Here is a 24,078-nt window from a genome sequence, read left to right as displayed (position 1 = left end):
CTTAAGCCTCCCCCCTTTATCCCTTTCAGGACAGGAGACAATATGGCGACCTTTACCACTGCCGATGGCGTTAACATCTGGTTTAAAGACTGGGGCAGCGGTCAGCCAGTGCTGTTCAGTCACGGCTGGCCGTTAAATGCCGACATGTGGGACAGCCAGCTGACTCATCTGGCGGAGAACGGCTATCGGGCGATCGCCTTCGACCGGCGCGGATTTGGCCGATCCGATCAGCCCTGGAACGGTCATGATTACGATACCTTTGCGCAGGATATCCATGCGCTGATCGGCCATCTGGATCTGCACGAGGTAACGCTGGTGGGCTTCTCGATGGGCGGCGGCGACATCACCCGCTACATTGGCCGCTACGGCACGACGCGCGTCAAAGCGCTGGTGCTGCTGGGGGCAGTCACCCCGCTGATGGCGAAAAGCGACGATCACCCTGACGGAGTGGCGCGCCAGGCGTTTGAGGATATTCTCCAGGGCGTGCGGAACGACCGCGCGCAGTTTATCCGCGATTTCGCTACGCCGTTTTACGGTTTGAATGCCGGACAGCAGGTCTCTGAGGGCGTGCTGAGCCAGACGCTGAACATGGCGCTGCTGGCCTCGCTGAAAGGTACGCTGGACTGCGTTACCGCCTTTGCGGAAGCCGACTTCCGCGCCGACCTGGCCAAAGTGGACGTACCGACCCTGGTTATCCACGGTGATAACGACCAGATCGTGCCTTTTGCCGCCACCGGTAAACTGACGGCGGCGCAGATTGCCGGCGCGCAGCTAACCGTGTACGACAATGGCCCGCACGGCTTTACCGTCACGCATCAACAGCAGCTGAACGCCGATCTGCTGGCCTTTTTGCAGGGGCTACAGTAGCGGTCCGTCAGGCAATACGTCCACTGGCGCGGGCAAAGGCAAACAGGCCGCCCGCATCAATGATGTTGGCCAGTTCGCCAGCCGGCTCAAGGGGTAGCACCGCCTGCTGCCGCACCCGCGTCACCAGCTGCCTGGCCACGTCAATCACTACCTCATCCCCGGTACAGAGCCAGTCAGCCAGCCGGTGGGTGCAGGTCAGCGGCAGCAGCTCGCCGGTCGCCACGCAGTTACGAAAAAAGATCCGCGCAAACGACTCCGCCAGCACCGCTTTTACGCCCGCTGCGCCCAGCGCGACCACCGCGTGCTCCCGTGACGATCCGCAGCCCATATTGCGCCCCGCCACCAGGATAGCGTGCCGCGCCTGGCCAGCGTCCTGTAAAAACGGCGCCGCTCCGGGCGGTAATCCGCACATCGCCAGCGCGCCCAGCTGCGCCCGCCCCGCGGCGGTCGCCGGATTCACCTTAAGGTATTTCGCGCTCAGGATCTGATCGGTATCCACGTTGTCACCCAGCACGTAAACGGTGCCGCGAATGATCGTACTCATGCTACTGCCTCCGGGGCGATAATGTGTCCGGCGATCGCGCTGGCCGCGACGGTGGCGGGCGAGGCAAGATAAATTTGCGCCTGCTTATGTCCCATGCGGCCAACAAAATTGCGGTTCGTGGTGGAGATCACTGAAATCGGATCGTTAACCCGACCAAAGGTATCCGCCGGCCCACCGCAGCAGGCGGCACAGCCCGCCTCGGCGGTCAGCATCACCCCGGCATCACAGAGGATCTGATAGATCGACTGGCCCGCGATCGTGGTGACGATCAGCTGATGAAAGACGGCTTTGGTGGCCGGCACCGCAAAGGTCGGAATTGCGACCCGATGTCCCTTGAGAACCCGGGCCGCGGCGATAAAATCCTCTCGCTTGCCGCCGGTGCAGGAGCCGATATACGCCTGCCCGAGCGCCACCCGGGAGAGTGTATCAACCGGCACCACGTTATCCGGTGAGCCCGGGCGCGCTACCTGCGGCCTGAGCGTGCTGACATCCAGGGTCAGCGTGCGTCGGTAGAGCGCATCTTCGTCGGCGTGCAGTATCTCGCCCGGCGCTACGCCCCGCGCCGCCAGCCAGGCCAGCGTCGCCGCGTTTGGCGCCATGATGCCGTTTTTGGCGCCGCATTCAACCACCATATTGCACAGGGTCATGCGTTCATCCACGCTCATTGCCTCCACTACGCTGCCGCCAAATTCCAGAGTTTCATAGGTGGCACCATCTACCCGCAGCTGCCCCAGCAGCGCGAGGATCATGTCTTTGGCCATCAGCGTCGGCGGGGGTGTTCCAACCAGATTAACGCGCGTGGTGGCCGGCACTTTCAGCGGCAGCTGCCCGGTGCCCATGGCATAGGCGGCATCGGTAATTCCCACCCCGACGGCAAATGCGCCAAAAGCCCCGGCGGTGACGGTGTGCGAGTCGGTCCCCAGCAGGACCTCGCCGGGGCGCGCATGGCCCCCTTCTGCCAGACCGATATGGCACACCCCTTTGTAGGCGGGCGTACCGGGATCGTAAAAATGGACGATGCCCTGCCGGGCGGCAAAGTCGCGCATTACGCGAATGTTCTCATTCGCCTGCGCGTCCGCCGACCAGACAAAATGGTCCGGTATCAGCACCACGCGCTCGGGATCCCATACCCGCGCCTGCGCACCAAACTGCTGGTGAAAAACGCTGGCCACTCCTGGCAAACAGGGATCGTGAGACATCAGGCAGTCGATATTTACCCACAACATCTCGCCATCGTGGACGACGTCGCGTCCACTGGCGCGGGCCAGAATTTTTTGCGTCAGCGTGTACCCCATTTCCTGTTTCTCCGGCAATCCTCAGGCCTCTATCCAACCCCCCTGACGCCGTTCGCGCAACCAAAACCGTGCGGCAGCGGCGATTGTCCTCCTGTGCGAACAACAGTGCGCCACAGCATAACGGTGCGCGGGCTACCGCAGGCGGGGTCCGAATATGCTATGGTGTGCCTCTGATCCCGCTGCGTCTGACTGGAATCCAGGATGAACCCAATTGATAATGTGACCTCCATGGTGGTATTTGCCCGCGTGGTTGATACGCTGAGTTTTACCGAAGCCGCCAAAAGCCTGCAGTTATCAAAATCGTCCGTGAGCCGGGAAATCTCGCAGCTGGAGATACGTCTGGGGGCGCAGCTGCTGAATCGCACTACCCGCAAGATCACCGTGACCGAAGTTGGACTGAGCTACTACGACTATTGTACGCGTATATTAAGCGAGGTAAAAAATGCCGAACGCTTTATTCGCCATTTTCATGAAGAGCCGGTTGGCAGCCTGCATCTTATTTCACCGGTAACCTTCGGCTGTCAGTGTATTGTACCGGCGCTGAATCGTTTTATTGCTAATAATATTCACGTAAATATTGATTTAGACCTGACGGACAAACCCGTCAATATGCTGGAAGACCAGTATGATATTGCAATTGTTATCGACCGCGAGCCACCCGAACACCCGCTGGTTAAACCGTTAATTGACGTCACCTGGGGATTATATGCCACCCCGGATTATCTTCAGCCGCTGGGGAATATTGAGACCCCGGATGACCTGCCGCGCTATGATTATATATTGTTTCGCGGCCCGGCCCACACAATCTCATTACCCTTTCGTAAAGATAAACAGAAAGTGGACATTAACGTCCGCAGTCGATTCCGCGCCAATAACAGCGTGGCATTAATGCAGTCTGCCCTGGCCGGCAGCGGGATTGCCTATTTACCGAACTATATCGCCCGCGATGCGCAGGCCAGCGGCCAGCTGGTACGCCTGCTGCCGGAGTGGCGAATGGATACCTACCATGCGTGGATGCTGTTTCAGTCAGAGCACACGCTGTCGTCCCGGGTGCGTCATTTTGCCGATGACCTGCAGCAGCAGCTGCACCGCGAGCTGGGATAAGTGAGGCGGACAATTCCCATTTCGGCCGCGTGCGACGTTTTCAGAGTTTCCTCAGTCTGTATTTTTATTACGGTAAATCAGCCACCTGTATCTCCATCGACCCTGAACCACCGGATGAGCCCGAAAGAATGACATTCATCTCGCCTGACCCGGTGTTAACGTAGGCCGGCTGCCCGCGATGAGGCAGCCTTGTTGATGGTTTTCTATGGCGGATATAAATCTTATGAGTGTGCACCCCCCGCAACCCGGTCAGCGCGATTTCGTTATCGATCTGTTTCGCTTTCTCGGACTGTCGCTGATTATTCTGGCGCACGTTTTTCCCCCTAACGGACTGTTTCAGTTTCGCACTTTTGACGTGCCGCTGATGGTGTTTGTCTCCGGTATGGCGTTTTGCGTTTCCAGGGGGGGCCAGGCTAATATCATTCACTATTTTTTCTCCCGATTTAAACGCATGGTGCTGCCCGCCTGGGCCTTTATCACCCTGCTTTACTTCGTAATTTTTCCCCTCAGCGGCGGTCTGTTTGACGATATTGCCACCCACCAGCAACAGCTATCGAGCTATAAATTACAGGGATTTGGCTATTTCTGGGTGATCCGCGTATTCCTGCTGATTTCCCTGTTTTCGGTGGTGTATAAATTTCTGCTTGATCGCCTCTCTCCTCTGGCGCTGTTTGGCCTCTATCTGCTTACCGAAGTGGGGCTGTCACTGGTGTTTTATCAGTTTGGCGATGGAGTGAACAAAGAGAGCCCGATTGGCAAGCTGATTTGGCAGGTGGCTTTTCCCCTGCTCTCTTATGGCGTGATGTTTTGCCTCGGCTATTTGTATAAAACCGGACGCCGCGATCTGTATGCCTGGGGCGGCTTTTCGCTGCTGGTGATGATGACGATGGAGGCGTGGTCCCTGAGTCGGGGCCACGGCGCGCTTCTGTGGCCCCAGGATTTTAAATACCCGCCTACCCTGTTCTACCTCTCGTGGGGGATTGTGGCCTGCGCCGCACTCTGCGCCCTTGCCTCCTGGCTAAAACTGCAGCACGTGAGGGAAGGTAAGCTGAAGCAGGCGGTAGTGTTTATCTCCAGCAATACCATCTGGATCTACTTCTGGCATATTCCGATCGTGGAAGTGTTCCGCCGCGTGGAGGTGACCCCGTCGGTCATGCTGAAGTATTGGCTGGCCTACACGCTGCCGGTGCTGGTGGTGCTGGCTCAGCGCCAGCTGGTCGCCGTCCTGACCCGCAGCCGCTGGCCGCGCGTGAACGGCCTGATTAAAACGGTGTTTACCGGTTAAACTTCGCGGTCCTCCCGACGGAGGGCCGGCTGACTCACGCGCACCGGGCGAGGCAGCGATCCAGCGCCCCACCAGCCCCGGCACCGCATTGCCCATAATCAGCGGCGCCAGACCGCCAAAAATGGTGGCCCAGAAGCCCGATTTTTTCCCGGCATCAATCGCGGCCAGCCAGAAGATAACCGGTATCACCGTGTTAACCAGCAGGTTCGCCGCCGGCACCAGCACTTTCACCGCCGTGACCTGGAGCGCCGCCGGCACCGCCGAGGCGGTAGAGTTCAGGAACGCCAACACGATCATGCCGATAATGCCGCAGGCAATCGCCATCTTCTTCGGGTTATGCAGCGTGTCGGCAACGTTGTGGTTTTTGATCATCAGCGCTGCCGCGCCCCAGTTGAGGATAATGCGGTGGTCGAGGTCTTGGGTGAAGGACCCGGCGGCCACGGAGGAAGCCCAGGCGTTGAAGAAGAAGCCTAAACCAAAGGAGAAGTGAGAGGCGGGGTCACCCTCGCAGGAGTTGAGCTCGCCCAGTGTACGAAATGCGCCCATGCCTTGCGTGGTGGGCGCATGGTGGGCGCGGCACAGGGCGGCGTATTTATCGGCCTGCTGCTGGCGCCCGTGTTTGCCGGCAGCAGCAGCGACCTGGCAGGCTGGCAGGCGGTGTATCTCTGTGCCGCCGCGATGAGGCTGGCGCTGGCCTTACCGCTGTGGCGGCAGCTGCCTGCGGCCCCGGCCACTGCGCCAACATCCTCTTATTCCGCCCTGCTCCGCTCAATGCTGTCCCTGCTTTTGCGACGATCGTGTATTACAGGTGCGCGGCGTGCTCGCCATGCTGATGTTTGCGGTTTTTAACATTTTCTGGAGCGCGATGGTTCTGCCCCTCAGCCAGCCTCCGTTTTTGTTTTCTCACACGGTGATTGGCGCAACGGTCTGACAGGGGCAACCAGCACTGCGCATCAGCGTGTCATCCTGGCGCACAAGGGAAGAGGATATCTCGGTACTTCTGGATTTAATGACGCGGCTGAGTCAGCCAGGCAGCGAACAGGCGTTAGCAAACGGCGAGCGCCTTTAATCTCGGGGGGAAAGAACCCACCACGTTAAATGCGATTAACGGAACGGCCTGTGGTTTGCACCGCGCCTGGCGGCAAAGCCTTCTGCTTCTTTTTTGGCACCGACCAAATCGCCGCTGTTGGCCAGTTTAAGGCTGCTGTCAATCTGCCCAATCAGCGTATCTAACCCGGCATGATAGTCTTTGACCTGCGCGCTGTCAGCGGGCTGGCCTTGTCATTTATCCGGCATATGGCTTTTGGCATCTTCCGCTGCGGCACGCATATCGATTAATGCTTTGACCACTTCGCCCTTATCATTGCTTTTTTGTACGGTACGATAGGCCCCTTTCAGGATATCCATATCGCCTTCCAGGTCCTGCGCCAGCGCGGTATAGCTGGACAACAACAGGGTGCTACTCAACATTGCTATCAAAATTTTTACGCATTGCTTCACTCCTTATTGTTATAAAAAAGGCGGCTGTTTTCACCGCCGCCCTGTTAGCATTCGCGCAATTCAGCGCATGACTGTCCTGCTATTTGCCGCTGCCCAGGCGAGACCTGAGCCGGGCGATGCCGGACAGCGACCCCATGCTGCTGCGGGTGAGGCAGGATGCCATTCGACGGCTCAATGCCGCCTTCCGCAGCAGGGACTGGTGGGCGAGGCGCGCAGTCAGGTACAGCTGACGCTGATGCAGGGCGAGCCAACGCTTGAGACGATAGCGGATAAAATCGGGCTGTCAGGCTGTTCGCTGCAGCGGCGGCTGCGCGATGCGGGCACCCGCTTGACTCAACGGGCACGGGAGGTGCGCTGCTATCTGGCTGGGCACTATATGCGACAGCAGCAGCCCGTCTCGGAGATGGCGCTGCTGCTGGGCTACCCGAATGTGAGTGCATTTTTACCGGCCTGCCGCCGCGGGTTTGGCATCAACCCGCGTCAGTGGCGCAAAAACGCCACGCCGTATTAGCGGCGATCCCGCCACACGGTCTGCACATTGCAGAACTCATGCAGACCGAAGCTCGACAGCTCGCGTCCGTAGCCGCTCTTCTTCACCCCGCCGATCGGTACGCGCGGATCGGAAGCGGTATAGCCATTGATAAAGACCCCACCGGTCTCCAGCCGCGCGGCCATCTCCAGCGCGGTCGATTCGTCGGCGCTCCAGATAGTGCCGCCAAGGCCGAAATCGCTGTCATTAGCCAGCTCAACGGCGTGCTCCGCGTCGCGAGCCACAATCAGCGAAGCCACCGGGCCAAACAGTTCCTGGCGGAAGGCGGTCATCGCCGGCGTCACGTCGGCAAGGACCGTGGGCGCGTAGTAGTTACCGGGACCGGGTAGCTTTTCGCCGCCCAGCACCAGTCGCGCGCCTTCAGCCAGTGACGCCTGCACCTGAGCGTGCAGCTCATCGCGCAGGTCGGCGCGCGCCATCGGACCAATGTAAGTCTCCTCGTCCTGCGGATCGCCAACCTTCAGCGCCTGCACCGCGGCGATAAATTTCGCTTCAAACGTCGCCGCCACTCCGGCTTCAACAATGATGCGCTTGGCGGCAATGCACACCTGTCCGCTGTTCTGGAAGCGGCCAACCACCGCCGCCTTAACCGCCTCATCCAGATCGGCATCGTTCAGCACGATAAACGCATCGGCGCCGCCCAGCTCCAGCACGCTTTTCTTCAGCGCGCGTCCGGCCTGTTCAGCAATCGCCTGACCGGCACGCACGCTGCCGGTGACCGCCACCGTCGCGATGCGCGCATCGGCGATCGCCGCGGAAACGCCGTCGTTAGTGACATTGATCGCACTGAACACCCCGTCGGGTAATCCGGCATCAAGCAGCACTTTTTCGATCAGTTTGGCGCTGCCCATGACGTTGGGCGCGTGCTTGAGCAGATAGGGGTTACCGCCCAGGATCGCCGGTACGGCGCCGCGAAGCACCTGCCACAGCGGAAAGTTCCACGGCATCACCGCCAGCACCGTCCCCAGTGGACGATAGGCAACCACCGCTTTGTTATCCGGCACCTGAGTGGCCTGCGGCGCCAGCATCGCCGGGCCGTGTTCGGCGTACCAGTCACAGAGCGAAGCGCTCTTTTCAACTTCGGCGCGCGCCTGGACAATCGGTTTCCCCATCTCGCGGGTCATCATCTGCGCCAGCGACTCCGCCTGCTGGCGCAAGGCCTGCGCGATACGGGTCAGCTGCGCCGCCCGCTCACTGAGCGGAGTCGTCCGCCACTGGGTAAACGCGCGCTGGCTGCGGACCAGCGCCTTTTCTAACGCCGCCGCATCGTCGTAAGGATAGCGGGCCAGCTCTTCGCCGGTCGCCGGATTGCGCGACAGGGCGCCATCATTTACTGCGTTACTCATTATCACACTCCCAAAGTGGGTGAACGGATACTGTACGTTTTTTACTGTAGGTCAGTGAAACCATCTTTTAAAGTGAATTATAATGAATCCATCCTTCACTAATTGAGAAAGGTTATGGATATCAGTCAGCTGAATATGTTTTGTACGGTAGCCGAATGTGGATCGATCAGCCAGGCGGCAGCGCGCCTGCACCGGGTGCCCTCCAATTTATCGACGCGCATTAAACAGCTGGAGCAAGAGCTGGATTGTGAGCTGTTTATTCGCGAGAAGTTGCGCCTGCGTCTCTCCGCGGATGGCCACCTGTTCTGGCAGTATGCCAGCCAGATCCTCGCGAAGCTGGAGGAAGCGAAAAGCGTGCTATCGGGGGGCGAACCGCGCGGCCGCTTTGCCCTCGGCGCGCTGGAGAGTACCGCGGCGGTGCGGATCCCACCGCTGCTGGCCCGCTATCATCAGCTCTACGACCAGGTGGCGCTGGAGTTCACTACCGGCCCGTCGGACGATCTGACCGCTGCCCTGCTGGCGGGTAAACTGGACGCGATCTTTATTGATGGCCCGATTGATACCGATGTGCTCACCGGGATGGCGGTGTGGCAGGAGGAGATGGTGTTGGTGGCCGCAGGCGATCACCCGCCGGTGCGCCGTGCTCGCGACGTGGCCGGGGCACCGCTGTATGCCTTTCGCCGCACCTGCGCCTATCGCCGCCGCTTTGAACAGTGGTTTCAGGACGATGGTGCGACGCCGGGACGCATCTACGAAATGGAGTCTTACCACGGCATGCTGGCCTGCGTCAGCGCTGGCGCTGGACTGGCGCTGGCCCCGCGCAGCCTGCTTGATCACCTGCCCGGGGCAAAAACCATCAGCATCTGGCCGATCTCACCGACGCTGCGCAATGTACCCACCTGGCTGGTATGGCGAAAAGAGGCGCGCTCGGTCAATCTGACAGCGCTACGCCAGCTGCTGGTCGGCCAGCAGTGATCAGACGCGCATCGGGCGATCTCCGGCGTAACAGGCGGGACGCGATCGCGGTGCATCAATGTGTTCATCCGGAAGCTCGGCGCTGTCCGTTACGCCACCGTGGGTGGACAGCTGATGCGTGCCGCCATGGGGCAGCACGGATGCCGCCGGGGGGACGCTGCAGGCCGCCAGTGAAATCAGTAATAACAGCCAGGCGCAGCCGCGTGTTTTTCGCATAACCGTCTCCTTTTAACCCAGGACCGCAGTGTGCCGCGGATTGGGTCAGCCGACGTCAGTAAACATTAAAGCTGTGCGCTCACCCGTGAGCAAAGCTGTCAATATTTGTCACGCTGACACATTCGATTATTTTGCTAAATGATGACCGTTAATTAAGCCAACTATTCTCCAGTTACGCGATAAACAAAGACATAAAATAACTACCGGGCTAATGGTGAGCACGCTAGCGAACCGCGCGTCGGTTAAGGCCCTTTTTATCCCCTGTCCGATATATTACCAACGCATCGCTACGGAATAATCTTTAGCAAATAGACATGACAAGCTCGCGCCCCCCGCCTATCATCAAATAAGGCGTTTTTTTGGCGCGCCATTGGCGAAATCGCATCTGTACTGTTCCGTCGCCCCTTTTCCTGACTGTCCCTCCGCAGATCCCCGGAGCGGAGGAGACCATGTTGATTACGCTGAACAGCGATGATGACGCGGCCCAGGCCGCGCAGTTGTTGCGAACGCCGGATGAGAGTCGCGACAGGGTACTTAAGCGCTTTGTCGAGCTGGCCAGCCAGGCGCTGGCCATTCCGGGCAGTTTTATATCGGTGCTGGATCAGGAGCGCCAGACGATCCCCGTCGCCCACGCATTTCCCCTCACCAACTCCTCGCGCGACCTCTCTTTTTGTCGCTATGTGGTAGACGACGATGCGCCGATGGTCATCCCGGACACGTTTGACGATCCGCGATTTGCGCAGCACCCGTTGGCTGTCGGCACACCGGGGATCCGTTTTTACGCCGGCATCCCGCTGAAAAATCGCCATAACCACATTCTTGGCACCCTGTGCGTCACCGACACTCACCCGCACGCGTTCTCCAGCACGCAGCTGGCGACGCTCACCCTGCTGGCCGAACTGGTGACGGCGTTTCTCGACGCCTGGCACGCCGCCAGTTTCCTCGATGTCATCACCGGGCTGCCTAATCGCCAGCGACTGATGCGCGACCTGCAATCGCTGGAGGACGAAGCGGCGGGACGCGTTCATCAACTGGTGGTGATGGAGTGCATGGACATTGCACGCATTTATGATTTGGCCCGCGCGTGGGGCATGCTCCCAATGGAGCGCCTGCTCAAGCACATGGCCACGCTGCTGCCGCAGCGGCTCAGTCACGCAACCAGGATCAAGCTGTATACCGTCGCCACCGGTCGCTTCGCGATCCTTGCTCCGCCGGAGGCGCCGGTGAGCATCACGGCGATTGCCGCCGCGCTGCAGGGGATCAACGCCGATCTGGGCGACGGCATTGCCGTTGCGCTGACGCCGCGGGTGGGAGAAACCCGGTATACGGCGGGCGAGCTGTCACCGCAGGAGGGGCTGCGCCGGGCGATCAGTGCGCTGCATGAAGCCACCGATCGCGATCTGCTGGCGGTGCATTTTGATGCCGCGACGGACCGCCGCCGGACCAGCGATCTGATGCTGATGAATGACCTGGCTGAAGCGCTGCGCCATAACCACGGTCTCTACCTGGTTTATCAGCCGAAAGTTTGTCTGCACAGCGGGGAGACTATCGGCCTGGAGGCGCTGCTGCGCTGGCGCCACCCCCTGCGCGGTGAGCTGCCGCCGGGCATATTTGTTCCGCTGGCCGAGCAAACTAACCTGATGTCGGCGCTGACCGACTGGGTACTGCAACAGACGGTGGTTCAACTCTGCGCGTGGCGCGATGACGGACAGATGCTGCCGGTCTCGATTAATGTCAGCGAATGTGATTTTTCTCGCGAGGGATTTGCTTCGCGCGTTGATCTGCTGATGCACAGTGCCGGACTGCCGCGCGCGCTGCTGGGGATTGAGTGCATGGAAACACAAAGCATTCTGGAAAGCCCGGCGGCGCTCGACGGGCTGAAAAAACTCAGTCAAAAGGGATTCTGCCTGTCGCTGGATGATTTTGGCACCGGCTACAGCAATATCAGCTACCTCCGCCATATGCCACTGGACGTGATCAAGCTGGATAAATCATTGATCAGCGAGCTCGCCTCCGACGAAGCCTCACGCATTATTGCCCACAGTATCATCAACATGCTGAAGGCGCTGAATTATCAGGTGCTGGCGGAAGGCGTAGAGGATGCGGTCACCCAGACGCTGCTCCAGTCTTATGGCTGCGATCAGGCGCAGGGCTTCTATTATTCGCCCGCGCTACCTGCCGGCGCGCTGCGGAAGTGGCTGCATACGGGGCTGCCAAACGGTGATGCACGGATTGCTGATGCCCCCCCACCCGCGGCGGTGCGCCCGATCCGGCGCACCCGGCCGGTACGCTGATGCCGGCGCGCCGCCTGCCGCGGGCTCAGGCCGTCAGGCGAAATAGCGCAACGGTATTTTCCAGCGCGCGGGCCTGATTGGCCAGCGAGGTCGCCGCCGCGGCCGATTGCTCAACCAGAATGGCGTTTTGCTGGGTAACGTTGTCCATCTGATTTACCGCACTATTCACCAGGTGAATCCCCTGGCTCTGCGCATTTGAGGCGGTCAGAATGTCACTCATCATCAGCGAGGTCTGCTGAATCGCTGCCACCGACGGGCGCCTCCTGTCACCCGCCTCATCCGTCATGCGGATCCCCTGGCGACCGCGGTATCGATCAGGGTCCTGATCTCTTTGGCCGACAGCGCCGAGCGCAGCGCCAGCACCCGAACCTCGGTGGCAATCACCGCAACCCCCTTGCCGGCCTCACCGGCGCGGGCGCCTTCCACCGCGGCGTTCAGGGCCAGAATGTTGGTCTGAAAAGCAATGCCGTCAATCACGGCAGTCATGTCGCGAATCTGGCCGGCGCCGTGGCTGATGTCACGCATGCTTTGCAAGACATCATTCATCGCCTCACCGCTGCGCAGCGCGATATCGGAAGCCGACGTCGCGAGCCGTGAAACTTCGGCAGTTCCTGCGACATTGTGCTGCACAATTGCCGCAAGCTGATCCATGCTGGCAGCCGTCCCGACCCGCGAAGAAGCCTGCTCCTCAGTGCGCGCCGACAGGTGCGCATGCCCCTGCGCAATCTCCTCCGATGACTGGCGAATCTGCTGCGCATGCTGTTTCACCGTCAGCACCAGCCGCGACAGCTGCTGGCTCATGGTATTCAGCGCCTGCAGCAGCTGCATGGTCTCGTTATTGCCGCGTACCGACAGCGACAGATTATCCGCGGCGACCTCCCCGGCGAAGGACACGGTCTGACGCAGTGAGCGCGTGACGCTGAGCACCACCGCCCCCCGCAGGCGAGAATCAGCAGGCAGATGATCAGCAACGTGCCAGGCAGTAACCAGAGCGACAGCCTTTTTTCCGCTATTTGCTGCTGCTGCACCGACGCCAGCGCGCGGCTCACGGGCATCGGTGATGATCTGGTTTTCGTCATAGTCCGCACCGACGCCAGCGCGCGGCTCACGGCCTCTCTCAATACAAATCCCTGGTCAATCACCGCACTCCAGGCCGCGATGTGCTGCGTCGGCGTCGCGCGGGTGGCCGCGCCGGCAAACATCGTCTCGGTGCGCTCGGTCAGGGCAGCGATGGCGGCCGGCGTCTCAGTAAGCACCCCGCGCAGCACGCCCTTCAGCGCCGGATCCGCACCAAAGGCCCGGGTCAGATCGGCGTCAAGTCGCTGACGCTGCTGACGCACCGCATCGAGATAGAAACCGATTTGGTTGCTGTCCTCGCTGCTGGATGGCTCATCGCGCGCCAGCATCATGGATCCCCACGCACGCCACTTACCCAGACTCCCGGTCAGCTCCGGCAGCGCAATCCAGCCGCTGGACAACAGGGCACAGCTGCTCAGATCGCTGTCGAGCGGCAGCCCCCAGGCATCAAAAATATCCTGATTCGCCGTCAGCAGCTGGCCAATCAGCTGCTCATGCACTTTCATACTGCCGCTGGCATCATACTGGCCGGCGGCAATCGCGCGGCTCAGGTTTTGCCATGTGCTGTTATGCGGGCAGTACTGCCTGCTGCCGGAAGAGGGGGAAAGCGGGAACCGATCCGCGCTGAGCACCTCGCCGATCTCCGCCTGCGGTGCACGACGCTCGCGGCGCTGCAGCTACGCCAGCGGGCGCATCACCGCTCGCTCATCCGGCACGCCAGCCAGCTCGGTCTCCTTAATGGCAATCGCCTGTTTATTCGCGATCACCACCCGCGCCGTGGGAACGATAAACAGCAGGGACGCCAATGCCCAAGGAGTAAACTTGAGGGGACGATTGATACGATTTAACCACGCAGTCACGGTATGACTTGCCAGCATTTTATAATTATAAAAGGCGTTAATTACCCTGGAGAGCACAGGGCCAGTATAGAGAGTATGGATTAACTCGCCTGGCGAGAGAGGGCGAAATCTTTTAAACCATACGTGTTAAGTCAAATAGCCTTCCGAACTCACATTGCGTCCTGCCAGGATGTTTCGCAACCCGCTGGCGGGCAAAGCCGGTTTTCACCAGGGTAAATCCAGAAGACAAACGTTTCATCCGGGAGGAGGCCAGCGGCTCGCGAGCGGCACCTCCCCATCATCCGGCAGCGTGAGGTTAGGCACCAGGGGCAGCAGGGCAAGGCTGACCCTGCGGAGTACCCCCCACGCCGCGCGCCTTCAGCACAGGGACAACTGGCTCACGTGAATGAGAATGTCTTTTACCGGATGCACAATAAAATAGAACTGGCACAGGCTTCGGCAGCCGATTTTATTGAAAATTTTATTTTTATAGACCAGCACCGTCTTCGGTTTTATTCCCAGCAGCTCGGCAATCTTATTCTCTGAGTTCCCCTGAATGATGTGTACGACCACCTGCAGCTCCCGACGGGTAAAATTAACCCGTCGTCCGAAACATCCGCAGGAGATGCGGTATTGATGCCTGGACTTTTTGCAACTGATATCCAGCATGGCCCGCAGACTTAGCCGGCGGTCGATGCGTTCCATATCGACGCCAATGATATCCAGTATCGCTTCCTGTTGTTTATCTGTGTAGAGAATAAAAAATCGAGATGCGCTACGCTTAGTGTGCAGCATTTTAAAATGCATGTACATTTCCAGACTTAATCGACCGTGATAAAAGATATCCAGAACGTAATGAACATTGTTTTTATCCGCCTGGCAATGCAAAAAGTCATGCCATCGGATGGCAGATATGTTGCCAACACCCACCTGACTCTCTAATACTCCCGTAGAAAAGAAACTGTCGTCGGTAACAAAAATGACTTCTTTTCCAATTGCTGATCTGGTACGTAGTTCCATTACGCCACCTCCATAAATACAGTAAATATACGCAGGTGGATTTCATCAATCAATCCGCGCTCCCGGCGGCCAAATCGTGCATCTTGAAAACACTTTCTTTTTATGTTTTTAGTTGTTCACCCCCAGTAAAAAAAGGATTGATGCTTTATGGAAATTCTTATGGCAACACCCTTAATTATGATTTTTATACTTTACTGTTTTTACCGTCACTACCGCTTTATTAGTAGAAAATATTTTTTATTTATAATTCATAAGGCTGGTAACAGAACTCGCCTGTGGATCAAAAAAATCATGTGAGCACAGACCGTTTTTTAGCACCTTTATCAGACATTACACCCACATTCGTTTCCTGAAGACACCCAAAAAGCATACTTAAGAACCTCGAAAGCATTAATAGTATCTTATCTTTTTTTTTACATAAGCCGCGAAATCAGCGTAAAAAACTGCCGGTCAGATAAAAAACGGGCAGTTTTTTTTATCTGATTGATCTTTTTTTAAGATATTTACTATAACTGTATTCCGGTTTTTTCCACCCGCCGTGGTGCTGAATGCGCGCCCTGAATGCATGACGCCCGATACAGGGAAAAGCCCCCCTTCCGCCTGCCGGGCCCTTTGGCCGCCTGCGCAGCGACGGGCGGCGCAGCCAGATTACAGATCCTGCGCACAGGCCCACGCTGAGCTCCACGCCCACTGGAAGTTATAGCCGCCCAGCCAGCCGGTAACGTCGACCACCTCGCCAATAAAGTAGAGGCCGGGGACATCGCGGACCGCGAGGGTTTTCGAGGAGAGCTGATCGGTATCGACGCCGCCCAGCGTCACCTCGGCGGTACGATAGCCCTCTGTGCCATTGGGCTGGACCTGCCAGGCGTGCAGCCCGGCCACCAGCGCCGCCTGCTGCCTGGCGTTGAGTTGCTTTAGCGTGAGGTCGGGGATTTGCCCCAGCGCCTGAAGTATATCGACCAGTCGCCGCGGTAGCACTTTGGCCAGTGTGGTTTTCAGGCTTTGATTCGGATGTGCGTCGCGAACATTATCAAGCAGCTCCGCCAGATCCCGATCCGGTGAGAGATCGACGGTGACGTATTCCCCCGGCTGCCAGAAACTGGAGATCTGCAGCACCGCCGGACCGGAGAGCCCGCGGTGCGTGAATAGCATAGCCTCCTTAAAGCGCGTCCCATCCTGGGCGGTGATGGCGGTATCCAGCGCGACGCCGGACAGCGTGTGCAGCTGCGCCAACAGCGGCTTGTGCAGCGTAAACGGCACCAGGCCGGCGCGCGTCGGATAGACCCGCAGGCCAAACTGCTCCGCCACTTTATAGCCAAAGGGGGAAGCTCCCAGCCCGGGCATCGACAGGCCGCCGGTCGCAATCACCAGCTTATCCGCCGCCACCGTGGTACCGTTCAGCTGCAGCTGAAAACCACGCGCATCGCGGCTGACGCTGAGCACTTCGCTGCGCAGACGCAGCTGCACGCCGCCCCGCTGGCACTCGTTCACCAGCAGATCGACAATCTGCTGGGCGGAGTCATCACAAAACAGCTGACCCAGTGTTTTTTCGTGCCAGGCAATACCGTGGCGGTTGACCAGATCGATAAAGTCCCACTGGGTGTAGCGGGCCAGCGCGGACTTACAGAAGTGGGGATTGTGCGACAGATAGGCCGCCGGATCGGTATACAGATTGGTAAAATTACAGCGGCCACCGCCGGACATCAGGATTTTACGTCCCGGTTTTTTACCGTTGTCGAGCAGCAGCACGCGGCGCCCGGCCTGGCCGGCCTGCGCAGCGCAAAACATGCCGGCGGCGCCGGCCCCAATGATAATGACGTCAAACCTTTCCACCGCACCACCCTGCAGCCAGCAAAAGAGGCTGATTGTAGTGAGTCCGCCAGGGGGATACCAGCGTAACCAAAGCGTCATCGAAAGCGGCGGCCGTAACTCGCTCATTTTTCGCATAATTTCGGCCATTAAATGTACTAATCCGCCAACTTCTGCTAAAAAAAGCCAGATTTCGCTTTGCCGCAGCGTGATTTGTCGCAGATAATGCGCCGCGTTCATGTCCTCAAAAATGGCGTAACGTTATGCTGCATCTGTTTGCTGGTCTTGATTTTCACACCGGCCTGTTCTTGGTCATCGCCCTGCTGTTCGTCCTCTTTTATGAAGCGATCAACGGGTTTCACGACACGGCGAATGCCGTGGCTACGGTTATCTACACCCGCGCAATGCGCTCACAGCTCGCTGTGGTCATGGCCGGGGTGTTTAACTTCTTTGGCGTGCTGTTGGGCGGACTCAGCGTGGCGTATGCCATCGTCCACCTGCTGCCCACCGACCTGCTGTTAAATGTGGGGTCTACCCACGGCCTGGCAATGGTATTTTCCATGCTGCTGGCCGCCATCATCTGGAACCTCGGTACCTGGTACTTTGGTTTACCGGCCTCCAGTTCCCACACGCTGATTGGCGCCATTATTGGCGTTGGCCTGACCAATGCGCTGGTGACCGGCACCTCGGTCGTCGAGGCGCTGAACCTGCCGAAGGTGATTGGCGTCTTTACCTCGCTGATTGTGTCACCCATCATCGGCCTGATTGTCGCCGGTGGCCTGGTGTTTCTGCTGCGTCGCTACTGGAGCGGCACCAAGAAGCGGGCACGCATCCATATGACGCCGGCCGATCGCGAAAAGATTGATGGCAAGAAAAAGCCGCCATTCTGGACGCGGATCGCGCTGATTATCTCCGCGATTGGCGTGAGCTATTCACACGGCGCCAACGACGGCCAGAAGGGCATCGGCCTGATTATGCTGGTGCTAATTGGCGTGGCCCCGGCCGGTTTTGTGGTGAACATGAATGCCTCCGGGTATGACATTACCCGTACCCGGGACGCGGTGAACCACCTTGAGCAGTATTATCAGCAAAATAGCGATAAGCTGACGCACATCGTGAAGATGGCGCCGCCGGCCATTCCGGCACCGCAGGAAAACCTGGTCTCCACGCCGGAGACGGAGTTTCACTGCAATAGCGATCGCGTGATGCCGGCCATTAACCACGCGCAGCAACTGCTGGGGGATCTGCAGAGCTATGATGCGCTGGGCGTAGAGCAGCGTAACCAGCTGCGTCGCCTGATGATGTGCATCTCGGATACCGCAGATAAAGTGGCGAAGTTACCGGATACCAGCGCCGAAGATAAGCGTTTCCTCAGCAAGCTGAAAGGCGATCTGTTGAATACCATTGAGTACGCGCCGGTCTGGATAATCATTGCCGTCGCGCTGGCCTTGTCGCTGGGTACCATGGTGGGCTGGCGCCGGGTGGCAGTGACCATCGGTGAGAAGATCGGCCGTAATGGCATGACCTATGCTCAGGGGATGTCCGCGCAGGTGACGGCCGCAGTGTCGATTGGCGTGGCGAGCTATACCGGGATGCCGGTTTCCACCACCCACATCCTCTCCTCGTCGGTTGCCGGTACCATGCTGGTGGACGGCGGTGGCGTGCAGGGGCGTACCATCAAGAATATCCTGCTGGCCTGGGTGTTCACCCTGCCAATTTCTATCGTGTTGTCCGGTAGCCTGTACTGGATAGCGCTGAAGCTGATTTAAGCCTGATGCGCCAAAAAAAGGGGAAGCCGAGGCTTCCCCTTTTTTATCCCGGTGACTTAGCGCCAGGCTTTATAGCGGTTAATCAGGCCATTGGTTGAGCTATCGTGGCTGCCAATCTCACCCGCGTCCTCCAGCTCCGGCAGGATCCGGCTGGCCAGCTGTTTGCCCAGCTCCACGCCCCACTGGTCGAAGGTGAAGATGTTCAGGATAGCGCCCTGAGTGAAGATTTTATGCTCATACAGCGCGATCAGCGCGCCCAGGCTGTACGGGGTTATCTCACGCAGCAGGATCGAGTTGGTCGGACGGTTGCCCTCAAACACCTTGAACGGCACGATATGCGCGACGGACGCCGCATCCTTGCCGGCATCAGCAAACTCTTTCTCAACCACCTCTCGCGATTTGCCAAACGCCAACGCTTCAGTCTGGGCAAAGAAGTTAGACAGCAGCTTACTGTGGTGGTCCGCCAGCGGATTGTGGCTTTTCGCCGGCGCGATAAAGTCGCAGGGAATCAGCTTGGTGCCCTGGTGAATCAGCTGATAGAAAGCGTGCTGACCGTTGGTGCCCGGCTCCCCCCAGATGATCGGGCCGGTCTGATAGTCCACCGGCTGGCCGTTACGGTCAACGTACTTGCCGTTTGATTCCATGTTGCCCTGCTGGAAGTAAGCGGGAAAACGGTGCATGTACTGGTCGTAAGGCAGAATCGCTTCGGTTTCCGCACCGAAGAAATTGTTGTACCAGATACCGATCAGCGCCAGCAGCACCGGCAGATTCTCCTCCGGCGCGGTATTGGCGAAGTGCTTGTCCATCGCGTGAGCGCCGGAAAGCAGCTGTTCAAAATGTTCGAACCCCACGGAGAGGATGATGGACAGCCCGATTGCCGACCACAGTGAGTAGCGCCCGCCAACCCAGTCCCAGAACTCAAACATATTGTCGGTATCGATGCCGAACTCACCGACCGCTTTCGCGTTGGTAGAGAGTGCGGCAAAATGCTTCGCCACGTGGGCCACATCACCCGCGCTGTGCAGGAACCAGTCGCGCGCGCTGTGGGCGTTCGTCATGGTTTCCTGCGTAGTGAACGTTTTCGACGCCACCAAAAACAGCGTGGTCTCCGGATTGACCTGCTTCAGGGTTTCCGCGATGTGGGTACCGTCGACGTTGGACACATAGTGCATAGTGAGGTGGTTTTTATACGGACGCAGCGCTTCGGTCACCATGTAGGGTCCCAGATCGGAGCCGCCGATACCGATGTTCACCACGTCGGTAATCGCTTTACCGGTGTACCCTTTCCACTCACCGCTAATGATCCGCCCGGAGAAGGCTTTCATCTTCGCCAGCACGCGGTTGACTTCCGGCATCACGTCTTTACCGTCGACCACAATCGGGCTGTTGCTACGATTGCGCAGCGCAACGTGCAGCACGGCGCGGTCTTCTGTACGGTTGATCTTTTCACCGCTGAACATGGCGCGAATGGCACCGCTGAGGTCGGTTTCCCGCGCCAGCGCCTGCAGCGCGTCCAGCGTCTGCTGGTTAAGGCGGTTTTTAGAGAAATCCACCAGCATCTGATCATCAAATGTGGCAGAAAAACGGGAAAAACGATCGCTATCTTCGGCAAACAGATCGGCAATCGTCACGTCTTTCATCTGTTCATAATGGGTCTGCAGAGCCTGCCAGGCGGCGGTTTGTGTCGGATTAATATTCTTCATAACAACACTCTTTTAGTTTTTACAGGAACCGTCGATCGGGTCGGACCGGGTGTTCGCTTTGCCGCTTTAGCACAAAGCTTTTATGCTAAGTAAGCGTGGCCCTGCCACGCTGTTATGTGTCCTGACCCTGAAGATGTTGTTGCGGACATGAGGTCCGCATCACGTTTCAGTATGCGCCATTCCCCTCGAAGAAAGGAAAAGTTTTATGACGTTATCCGCCCCCCTGTTATTGGTGGTCATCGGCTTCAGTTCGCTGGCGGCGCAGTGGCTGGCGTGGTTGTTACGCTTACCGGCCATTTTACCGCTACTGATTTTTGGCATTCTACTCGGGCCAGTAAGCCACGTTTTGCAGCCCGATGCGCTTTTTGGTGATCTGCTGTTTCCGCTGGTTTCCCTGTCGGTTGCGATCATCCTGTTTGAAGGTGCCCTGACCCTGCGCATCGATGAGGTGCGCGGCCTGGGCGGCGTGGTGCGAAATCTGGTCACCGTCGGCATGCTGGTAACTTTCCTGGTGATCAGCGGCGCCTGCTGGTGGCTGCTGAATTTCCCTCCTGAGCTTGCGGCACTGGTGGGTGCCGTCACCGTGGTCACCGGCCCGACGGTGATCGCGCCGCTGATGCGGGTCGTGCGTCCAAACGCCGCCATTAACCAGATTTTGCGCTGGGAAGGGATCGTTATCGATCCCGTCGGCGCCATTTTCACCCTGCTGGTGTTTGAATTTATTGTGCTACATCAGAAAGCCGAGTCATTGACCCACCTGTTCTGGACCTTTGGTCTGACCCTCGGCGTGGGGCTGCTGGCCGGTGTGCTGTTTGGCTGGCTGACCGGGCAGATATTGCGCCGAGTGCTGATACCGGGCTACCTGCAAAACTTCGCCGTGTTGGCCATCGTGCTGACCGCCTTTGGCATGTCCAATGCGTTGGCGCACGAGTCCGGCCTGCTGACGGTCACGGTAATGGGTATCTGGCTGGCCAACATGCGCGATATCGACCTCAGCGATATCATCGCCTTTAAAGAAGAGCTATCAGCGCTGCTGATCTCCGGGCTGTTTATTATTCTGGCCGCCCGCCTGGATCTGCACGCGCTACTGGCACTCGGCTGGCCACTACTGGCGCTGCTGCTGGTGGTACAGTTTATCGCCCGGCCGCTGTGCGTGCTGGCCTCTACCCTCGGCGGTAGCCTGCACTGGCGGGATAAATTGCTACTCAGCTGGATCGCCCCGCGCGGTATCGTGGCCGCTGCCGTCAGCTCGCTGTTTGCCCTGACGCTTGAGCAGAATGGCTACCAGGGCGCCGGCCGGCTGGTGACGGTAGTCTTCGCGGTGATTATTGGTACGGTGGTGCTGCAGAGTCTCACCAGCCGCCCGCTGGCGCGCTGGCTGCGCGTGCAGCGTCGCGAGCCGCGCGGCGTCCTGATTATCGGTGCTAACAGCGTGGCGCGGGCTCTGGCTCAGGCGCTACACAAGCAGGGCCTGCCGGTGCAGCTTACCGACAGCAGCTGGGAGTATTACCGCCAGGCGCGCATGGAGGGGCTCGCAGCCTACTATGGCCACGCGTGGTCAGAGCACGCCGAGAACTATCTCGACCTGAGCGACACCGCACAGGTGCTGGCGCTGTCGCCTAACCGTCACCAAAACGCGCTGGCGGTGTATCACTTCAGCCATCTGTTCGGCGAGGATAAGGTACGCGCAATCCGCTCCGGTTCGGTGCTGCGCGGCCGAGGCGATGCCGAAAGCCCGCGCTTTCGCCGCCACGAGGTGCTGTTCGGCCCCGAGCAAAACTGGGCGCGCCTGAGCGGACTGATTGCCCGCGGCGCCACCGTTAAGAGCACCCGGCTGAATGAGAATTTTGGCTGGCTGGACTATCTGGAGAAAAACCCTGCGGCTATCCCGCTGTTTAGCCTGCGCGAAGAAGAAGGCCTGCTGCCGGTGAGCGCGGAGTCCCCACCGCAACCGCCCTGCACGCTGATTGCGCTGGTACCGCCGCCTGCCGGCGCGGGGGAAAGCGTGGACAATGTGAAAGACGTTCATCCATCTGCCATTGACACACCCCTGATAACCCGTTAAATGTAATGCACTACTTGCGCATGCGTGCGCAAGCCAGAAGAGGCGCGTCGACCAGGCAGTGTGTTGGAGGAACCGTATCCGGTGAAAACACATCAGGGGGATCGACGCCGAGGTGATTCCCGCCGCGGTAGCGGGGATCATCGACCGCAGGGGCTGAATCCTCTGGGTTGTCACCCGATACGTTCGCCCGGCGAACGTACCGCAAGGTGGGGCGCTTCTGGGTGACCCGTAGCGAATACCGCTCTACGCTCCCCCGTCTCTGCTCTTCCCTTGTGCCAATGCTGACAGAATATTCGCTTCCCGAGCGGCCGCCTTACGCCCCGGGAGAAGCTGACACGAGGTTGTAAATAGTATGTCCCAATCTGCATTAATCGTCGCCAAGTTCGGCGGCACCAGCGTCGCTGATTTCGCAGCGATGAACCGCAGCGCCGACGTGGTGCTGGCCGACGACAATACCCGCCTGGTGGTGCTGTCTGCCTCCGCCGGCGTGACCAACCTGCTGGTGAGCCTGGCGGAGGGGCAGGAGCAGGAACCGCGCGCGCGCCTGCTCGACGAAATCCGCCGAATTCAGTACGCCATCATTGATAAGCTATCGCAGCCCGCGGTGATCCGTGAAGAGATTGATCGGATACTGGACAACATTACCGTGCTGTCTGAGGCGGCCGCGCTGGCCAATTCTACGGCACTCACCGACGAGCTGGTCAGCCATGGCGAACTGATGTCTACCCTGCTGTTCGTCGAAATCCTGCGCCAGCGCGGGATCAATGCCGAATGGTTCGACGTGCGCAAAGTGATGCACACTAACGATCGCTTTGGCCGCGCCGAACCAGATGTCGCCGCACTGGCGGAACTGGCCAAAAACCAGCTGCAGCCGCGTCTGCGCGAGGCACTGGTGGTGACGCAGGGCTTTATCGGCAGCGAGGCCAAAGGCCGTACCACGACCCTGGGCCGCGGCGGCAGCGACTACACCGCCGCCCTGCTGGGCGAAGCGCTGCACGCCGGCCGCGTCGATATCTGGACGGATGTGCCCGGTATTTACACTACTGATCCGCGCGTGGTGCCAACGGCCAAGCGTATAGATGAAATTACCTTTGAAGAAGCGGCCGAAATGGCGACCTTTGGCGCCAAAGTACTGCATCCGGCGACCCTGCTGCCGGCGGTGCGCAGTGACATTCCGGTGTTCGTCGGCTCCAGCAAAGATCCGGCCGCCGGCGGCACCCGCGTGTGCAATGAAACGCAGAATCCGCCGCTGTTTCGTGCGCTGGCACTGCGGCGCCGCCAGACGCTGCTGACGCTACACAGCCTGAACATGCTCCATGCGCGCGGCTTCCTTGCGGAAGTGTTTAATATCCTCGCCCGTCACAATATGTCGGTTGACTTGATCACCACATCGGAGGTGAGCGTGGCGCTGACGCTGGATACCACCGGCTCGACCTCTACCGGGGATACCCTGCTGACCCAGGCGCTGCTGACCGAACTCTCTTCGCTGTGCCGGGTAGAAGTGGAAGAAAATCTGGCGCTGGTGGCCCTGATCGGCAATAACCTGTCGCAGGCCTGCGGCGTGGGTAAAGAGGTATTTGGCGTGCTGGAGCCTTTTAACCTGCGGATGATCTGCTACGGCGCCAGCAGCTATAACCTCTGCTTCCTGGTACCCGGACAGGATGCCGAGCAGGTGGTACAAACGCTGCACCGCAATCTGTTCGAATAACACACCTGCGATTCGACTGGCAAAACCCCACTCAGGTGGGGTTTTCTGCTGATTTTTCCCGTGCTTACCTCGCCCAGCCTCTTACGCGTTGATGCTATGATCGGGCGGACGT

At 59.1% G+C, this 24,078-nt stretch carries 20 protein-coding genes, 4 pseudogenes and 1 riboswitch; of the genes and pseudogenes, 10 read left to right on the top strand and 14 right to left on the bottom strand.

The annotated features are described in order from the left end of the window. Positions 1–42: 42 nt before the first annotated feature. Positions 43–867, top strand: a complete 825-nt coding sequence (locus BS626_RS13150) for an alpha/beta fold hydrolase (RefSeq protein WP_075182855.1) — start codon at positions 43–45, stop codon at positions 865–867. A 7-nt stretch (positions 868–874) separates the two neighbouring features. Here BS626_RS13150 and BS626_RS13145 read toward each other — a convergent pair whose 3' ends face one another. Both BS626_RS13145 and BS626_RS13140 read right to left on the bottom strand, forming a co-directional pair. Continuing rightward, on the bottom strand, positions 875–1,411 hold the full coding sequence (locus tag BS626_RS13145) for a 3-isopropylmalate dehydratase (protein WP_075182854.1): 537 nt from the start codon (positions 1,409–1,411) through the stop codon (positions 875–877). Next, positions 1,408–2,706 (bottom strand): aconitase/3-isopropylmalate dehydratase large subunit family protein, encoded by a 1,299-nt coding sequence (locus BS626_RS13140; RefSeq protein ID WP_075182853.1) that lies wholly within the window; start codon positions 2,704–2,706, stop codon positions 1,408–1,410. Before BS626_RS13140 ends, BS626_RS13145 begins: the two co-directional genes overlap by 4 nt. A 201-nt stretch (positions 2,707–2,907) precedes the next feature. Between BS626_RS13140 and BS626_RS13135 the strand changes: the two genes are divergently transcribed. Further along, on the top strand, positions 2,908–3,810 hold the full coding sequence (locus tag BS626_RS13135; protein ID WP_075182852.1) for a LysR family transcriptional regulator: 903 nt from the start codon (positions 2,908–2,910) through the stop codon (positions 3,808–3,810). Positions 3,811–4,033: 223 nt separating this feature from the next. Next, on the top strand, positions 4,034–5,095 hold the full coding sequence (locus BS626_RS13130) for an acyltransferase (RefSeq protein ID WP_075182851.1): 1,062 nt from the start codon (positions 4,034–4,036) through the stop codon (positions 5,093–5,095). A 69-nt stretch (positions 5,096–5,164) separates the two neighbouring features. On the opposite strand, the pseudogene BS626_RS13125 reads toward BS626_RS13130, so the two are convergent. Further along, positions 5,165–5,671, bottom strand: a pseudogene (locus tag BS626_RS13125) (DUF4311 domain-containing protein); the annotation flags it as partial. Between BS626_RS13125 and BS626_RS18860 the strand changes: the two are divergent. Then, positions 5,615–6,017: pseudogene (locus tag BS626_RS18860) on the top strand (MFS transporter); the annotation flags it as partial. The pseudogenes BS626_RS13125 and BS626_RS18860 sit on opposite strands and share 57 nt — an antisense overlap. A gap of 182 nt (positions 6,018–6,199) precedes the next feature. Here the strand turns inward: BS626_RS18860 and BS626_RS19075 are convergent. Beyond that, positions 6,200–6,349 (bottom strand): annotated as a pseudogene (locus BS626_RS19075) (cytochrome b562); the annotation flags it as partial. A gap of 27 nt (positions 6,350–6,376) precedes the next feature. Continuing rightward, on the bottom strand, positions 6,377–6,565 hold the full coding sequence (locus BS626_RS19070; RefSeq protein ID WP_371328501.1) for a cytochrome b562: 189 nt from the start codon (positions 6,563–6,565) through the stop codon (positions 6,377–6,379). Between the two features lie 113 nt (positions 6,566–6,678). On the opposite strand from BS626_RS19070, the pseudogene BS626_RS13110 reads away from it, so the two are divergent. Beyond that, a pseudogene (locus BS626_RS13110) lies at positions 6,679–7,106 on the top strand (helix-turn-helix domain-containing protein); the annotation flags it as partial. On the opposite strand, the gene BS626_RS13105 reads toward BS626_RS13110, so the two are convergent. Beyond that, positions 7,103–8,491, bottom strand: a complete 1,389-nt coding sequence (locus BS626_RS13105) for an aldehyde dehydrogenase family protein (protein WP_075182848.1) — start codon at positions 8,489–8,491, stop codon at positions 7,103–7,105. The pseudogene BS626_RS13110 and the gene BS626_RS13105 sit on opposite strands and share 4 nt — an antisense overlap. Positions 8,492–8,605: 114 nt before the next feature. Here BS626_RS13105 and BS626_RS13100 point away from each other — a divergent pair, with 114 nt between their 5' ends. Continuing rightward, positions 8,606–9,466 carry a LysR family transcriptional regulator gene (locus BS626_RS13100; RefSeq protein WP_075182847.1) on the top strand — a complete coding sequence of 287 codons (861 nt, stop codon included), beginning with the start codon at positions 8,606–8,608 and terminating at the stop codon, positions 9,464–9,466. On the opposite strand, the gene BS626_RS13095 is transcribed toward BS626_RS13100, so the two are convergent. Then, entirely contained in the window at positions 9,467–9,682 is a 216-nt protein-coding gene (locus BS626_RS13095; protein ID WP_075182846.1) for a hypothetical protein, read from the bottom strand. 449 nt (positions 9,683–10,131) lie between these two features. Between BS626_RS13095 and BS626_RS13090 the strand changes: the two genes are divergently transcribed. Then, positions 10,132–11,976 (top strand): bifunctional diguanylate cyclase/phosphodiesterase, encoded by a 1,845-nt coding sequence (locus BS626_RS13090; protein WP_075182845.1) that lies wholly within the window; start codon positions 10,132–10,134, stop codon positions 11,974–11,976. A 25-nt stretch (positions 11,977–12,001) separates the two neighbouring features. Here the strand turns inward: BS626_RS13090 and BS626_RS13085 are convergent, their stop codons facing one another. The 6 genes from BS626_RS13085 to BS626_RS13060 all read right to left on the bottom strand — a co-directional run bounded on the left by BS626_RS13085 (position 12,002) and on the right by BS626_RS13060 (position 16,745). After that, a complete protein-coding gene (locus BS626_RS13085) occupies positions 12,002–12,262 on the bottom strand; it encodes a hypothetical protein (protein ID WP_075182844.1) in 261 nt (86 codons plus the stop codon). Beyond that, positions 12,259–12,804, bottom strand: a complete 546-nt coding sequence (locus tag BS626_RS19020) for a methyl-accepting chemotaxis protein (protein ID WP_075182843.1) — start codon at positions 12,802–12,804, stop codon at positions 12,259–12,261. Before BS626_RS19020 ends, BS626_RS13085 begins: the two co-directional genes overlap by 4 nt. After that, positions 12,783–13,685: a hypothetical protein gene (locus BS626_RS13075; RefSeq protein WP_075182842.1), complete on the bottom strand. Its 903-nt coding sequence runs from the start codon at positions 13,683–13,685 to the stop codon at positions 12,783–12,785. The genes BS626_RS19020 and BS626_RS13075 overlap by 22 nt, the downstream gene beginning before the upstream one ends. A 45-nt stretch (positions 13,686–13,730) precedes the next feature. After that, the gene (locus BS626_RS13070) at positions 13,731–13,913 is read right to left on the bottom strand and encodes a hypothetical protein (RefSeq protein WP_139308831.1); all 183 of its coding nucleotides are present in this window, start codon (positions 13,911–13,913) and stop codon (positions 13,731–13,733) included. A 357-nt stretch (positions 13,914–14,270) separates the two neighbouring features. Continuing rightward, positions 14,271–14,912, bottom strand: a complete 642-nt coding sequence (locus tag BS626_RS13065) for a LuxR C-terminal-related transcriptional regulator (RefSeq protein WP_083615967.1) — start codon at positions 14,910–14,912, stop codon at positions 14,271–14,273. 648 nt (positions 14,913–15,560) lie between these two features. Further along, positions 15,561–16,745 (bottom strand): NAD(P)/FAD-dependent oxidoreductase, encoded by a 1,185-nt coding sequence (locus BS626_RS13060; RefSeq protein ID WP_075183031.1) that lies wholly within the window; start codon positions 16,743–16,745, stop codon positions 15,561–15,563. A 239-nt stretch (positions 16,746–16,984) separates the two neighbouring features. Between BS626_RS13060 and pitA the strand changes: the two genes are divergently transcribed. Beyond that, positions 16,985–18,490, top strand: coding sequence for an inorganic phosphate transporter PitA (gene pitA / locus BS626_RS13055; protein ID WP_075182839.1), 1,506 nt, complete (start codon positions 16,985–16,987; stop codon positions 18,488–18,490). 56 nt (positions 18,491–18,546) lie between these two features. Here the strand turns inward: pitA and pgi are convergent, their stop codons facing one another. After that, positions 18,547–20,193 carry a glucose-6-phosphate isomerase gene (gene pgi / locus BS626_RS13050; RefSeq protein WP_075182838.1) on the bottom strand — a complete coding sequence of 549 codons (1,647 nt, stop codon included), beginning with the start codon at positions 20,191–20,193 and terminating at the stop codon, positions 18,547–18,549. 205 nt (positions 20,194–20,398) lie between these two features. Between pgi and BS626_RS13045 the strand changes: the two genes are divergently transcribed. Together BS626_RS13045 and lysC are read left to right on the top strand one after the other, a co-directional pair. After that, entirely contained in the window at positions 20,399–22,258 is a 1,860-nt protein-coding gene (locus BS626_RS13045; RefSeq protein ID WP_083615966.1) for a sodium:proton antiporter, read from the top strand. A gap of 29 nt (positions 22,259–22,287) precedes the next feature. After that, positions 22,288–22,483, top strand: a riboswitch (Lysine riboswitch). A 127-nt stretch (positions 22,484–22,610) separates the two neighbouring features. Continuing rightward, positions 22,611–23,966, top strand: a complete 1,356-nt coding sequence (gene lysC, locus BS626_RS13040) for a lysine-sensitive aspartokinase 3 (RefSeq protein WP_075182837.1) — start codon at positions 22,611–22,613, stop codon at positions 23,964–23,966. Positions 23,967–24,078: the final 112 nt, after the last annotated feature.

The sequence above is a fragment of the Pantoea sp. 1.19 genome, assembly GCF_001922585.1.
Taxonomy (GTDB): Bacteria; Pseudomonadota; Gammaproteobacteria; order Enterobacterales; family Enterobacteriaceae; genus 1-19.
Note: the sequence above shows the minus strand (reverse complement) of the source record. Positions and strands in the feature narration are given on the sequence as shown.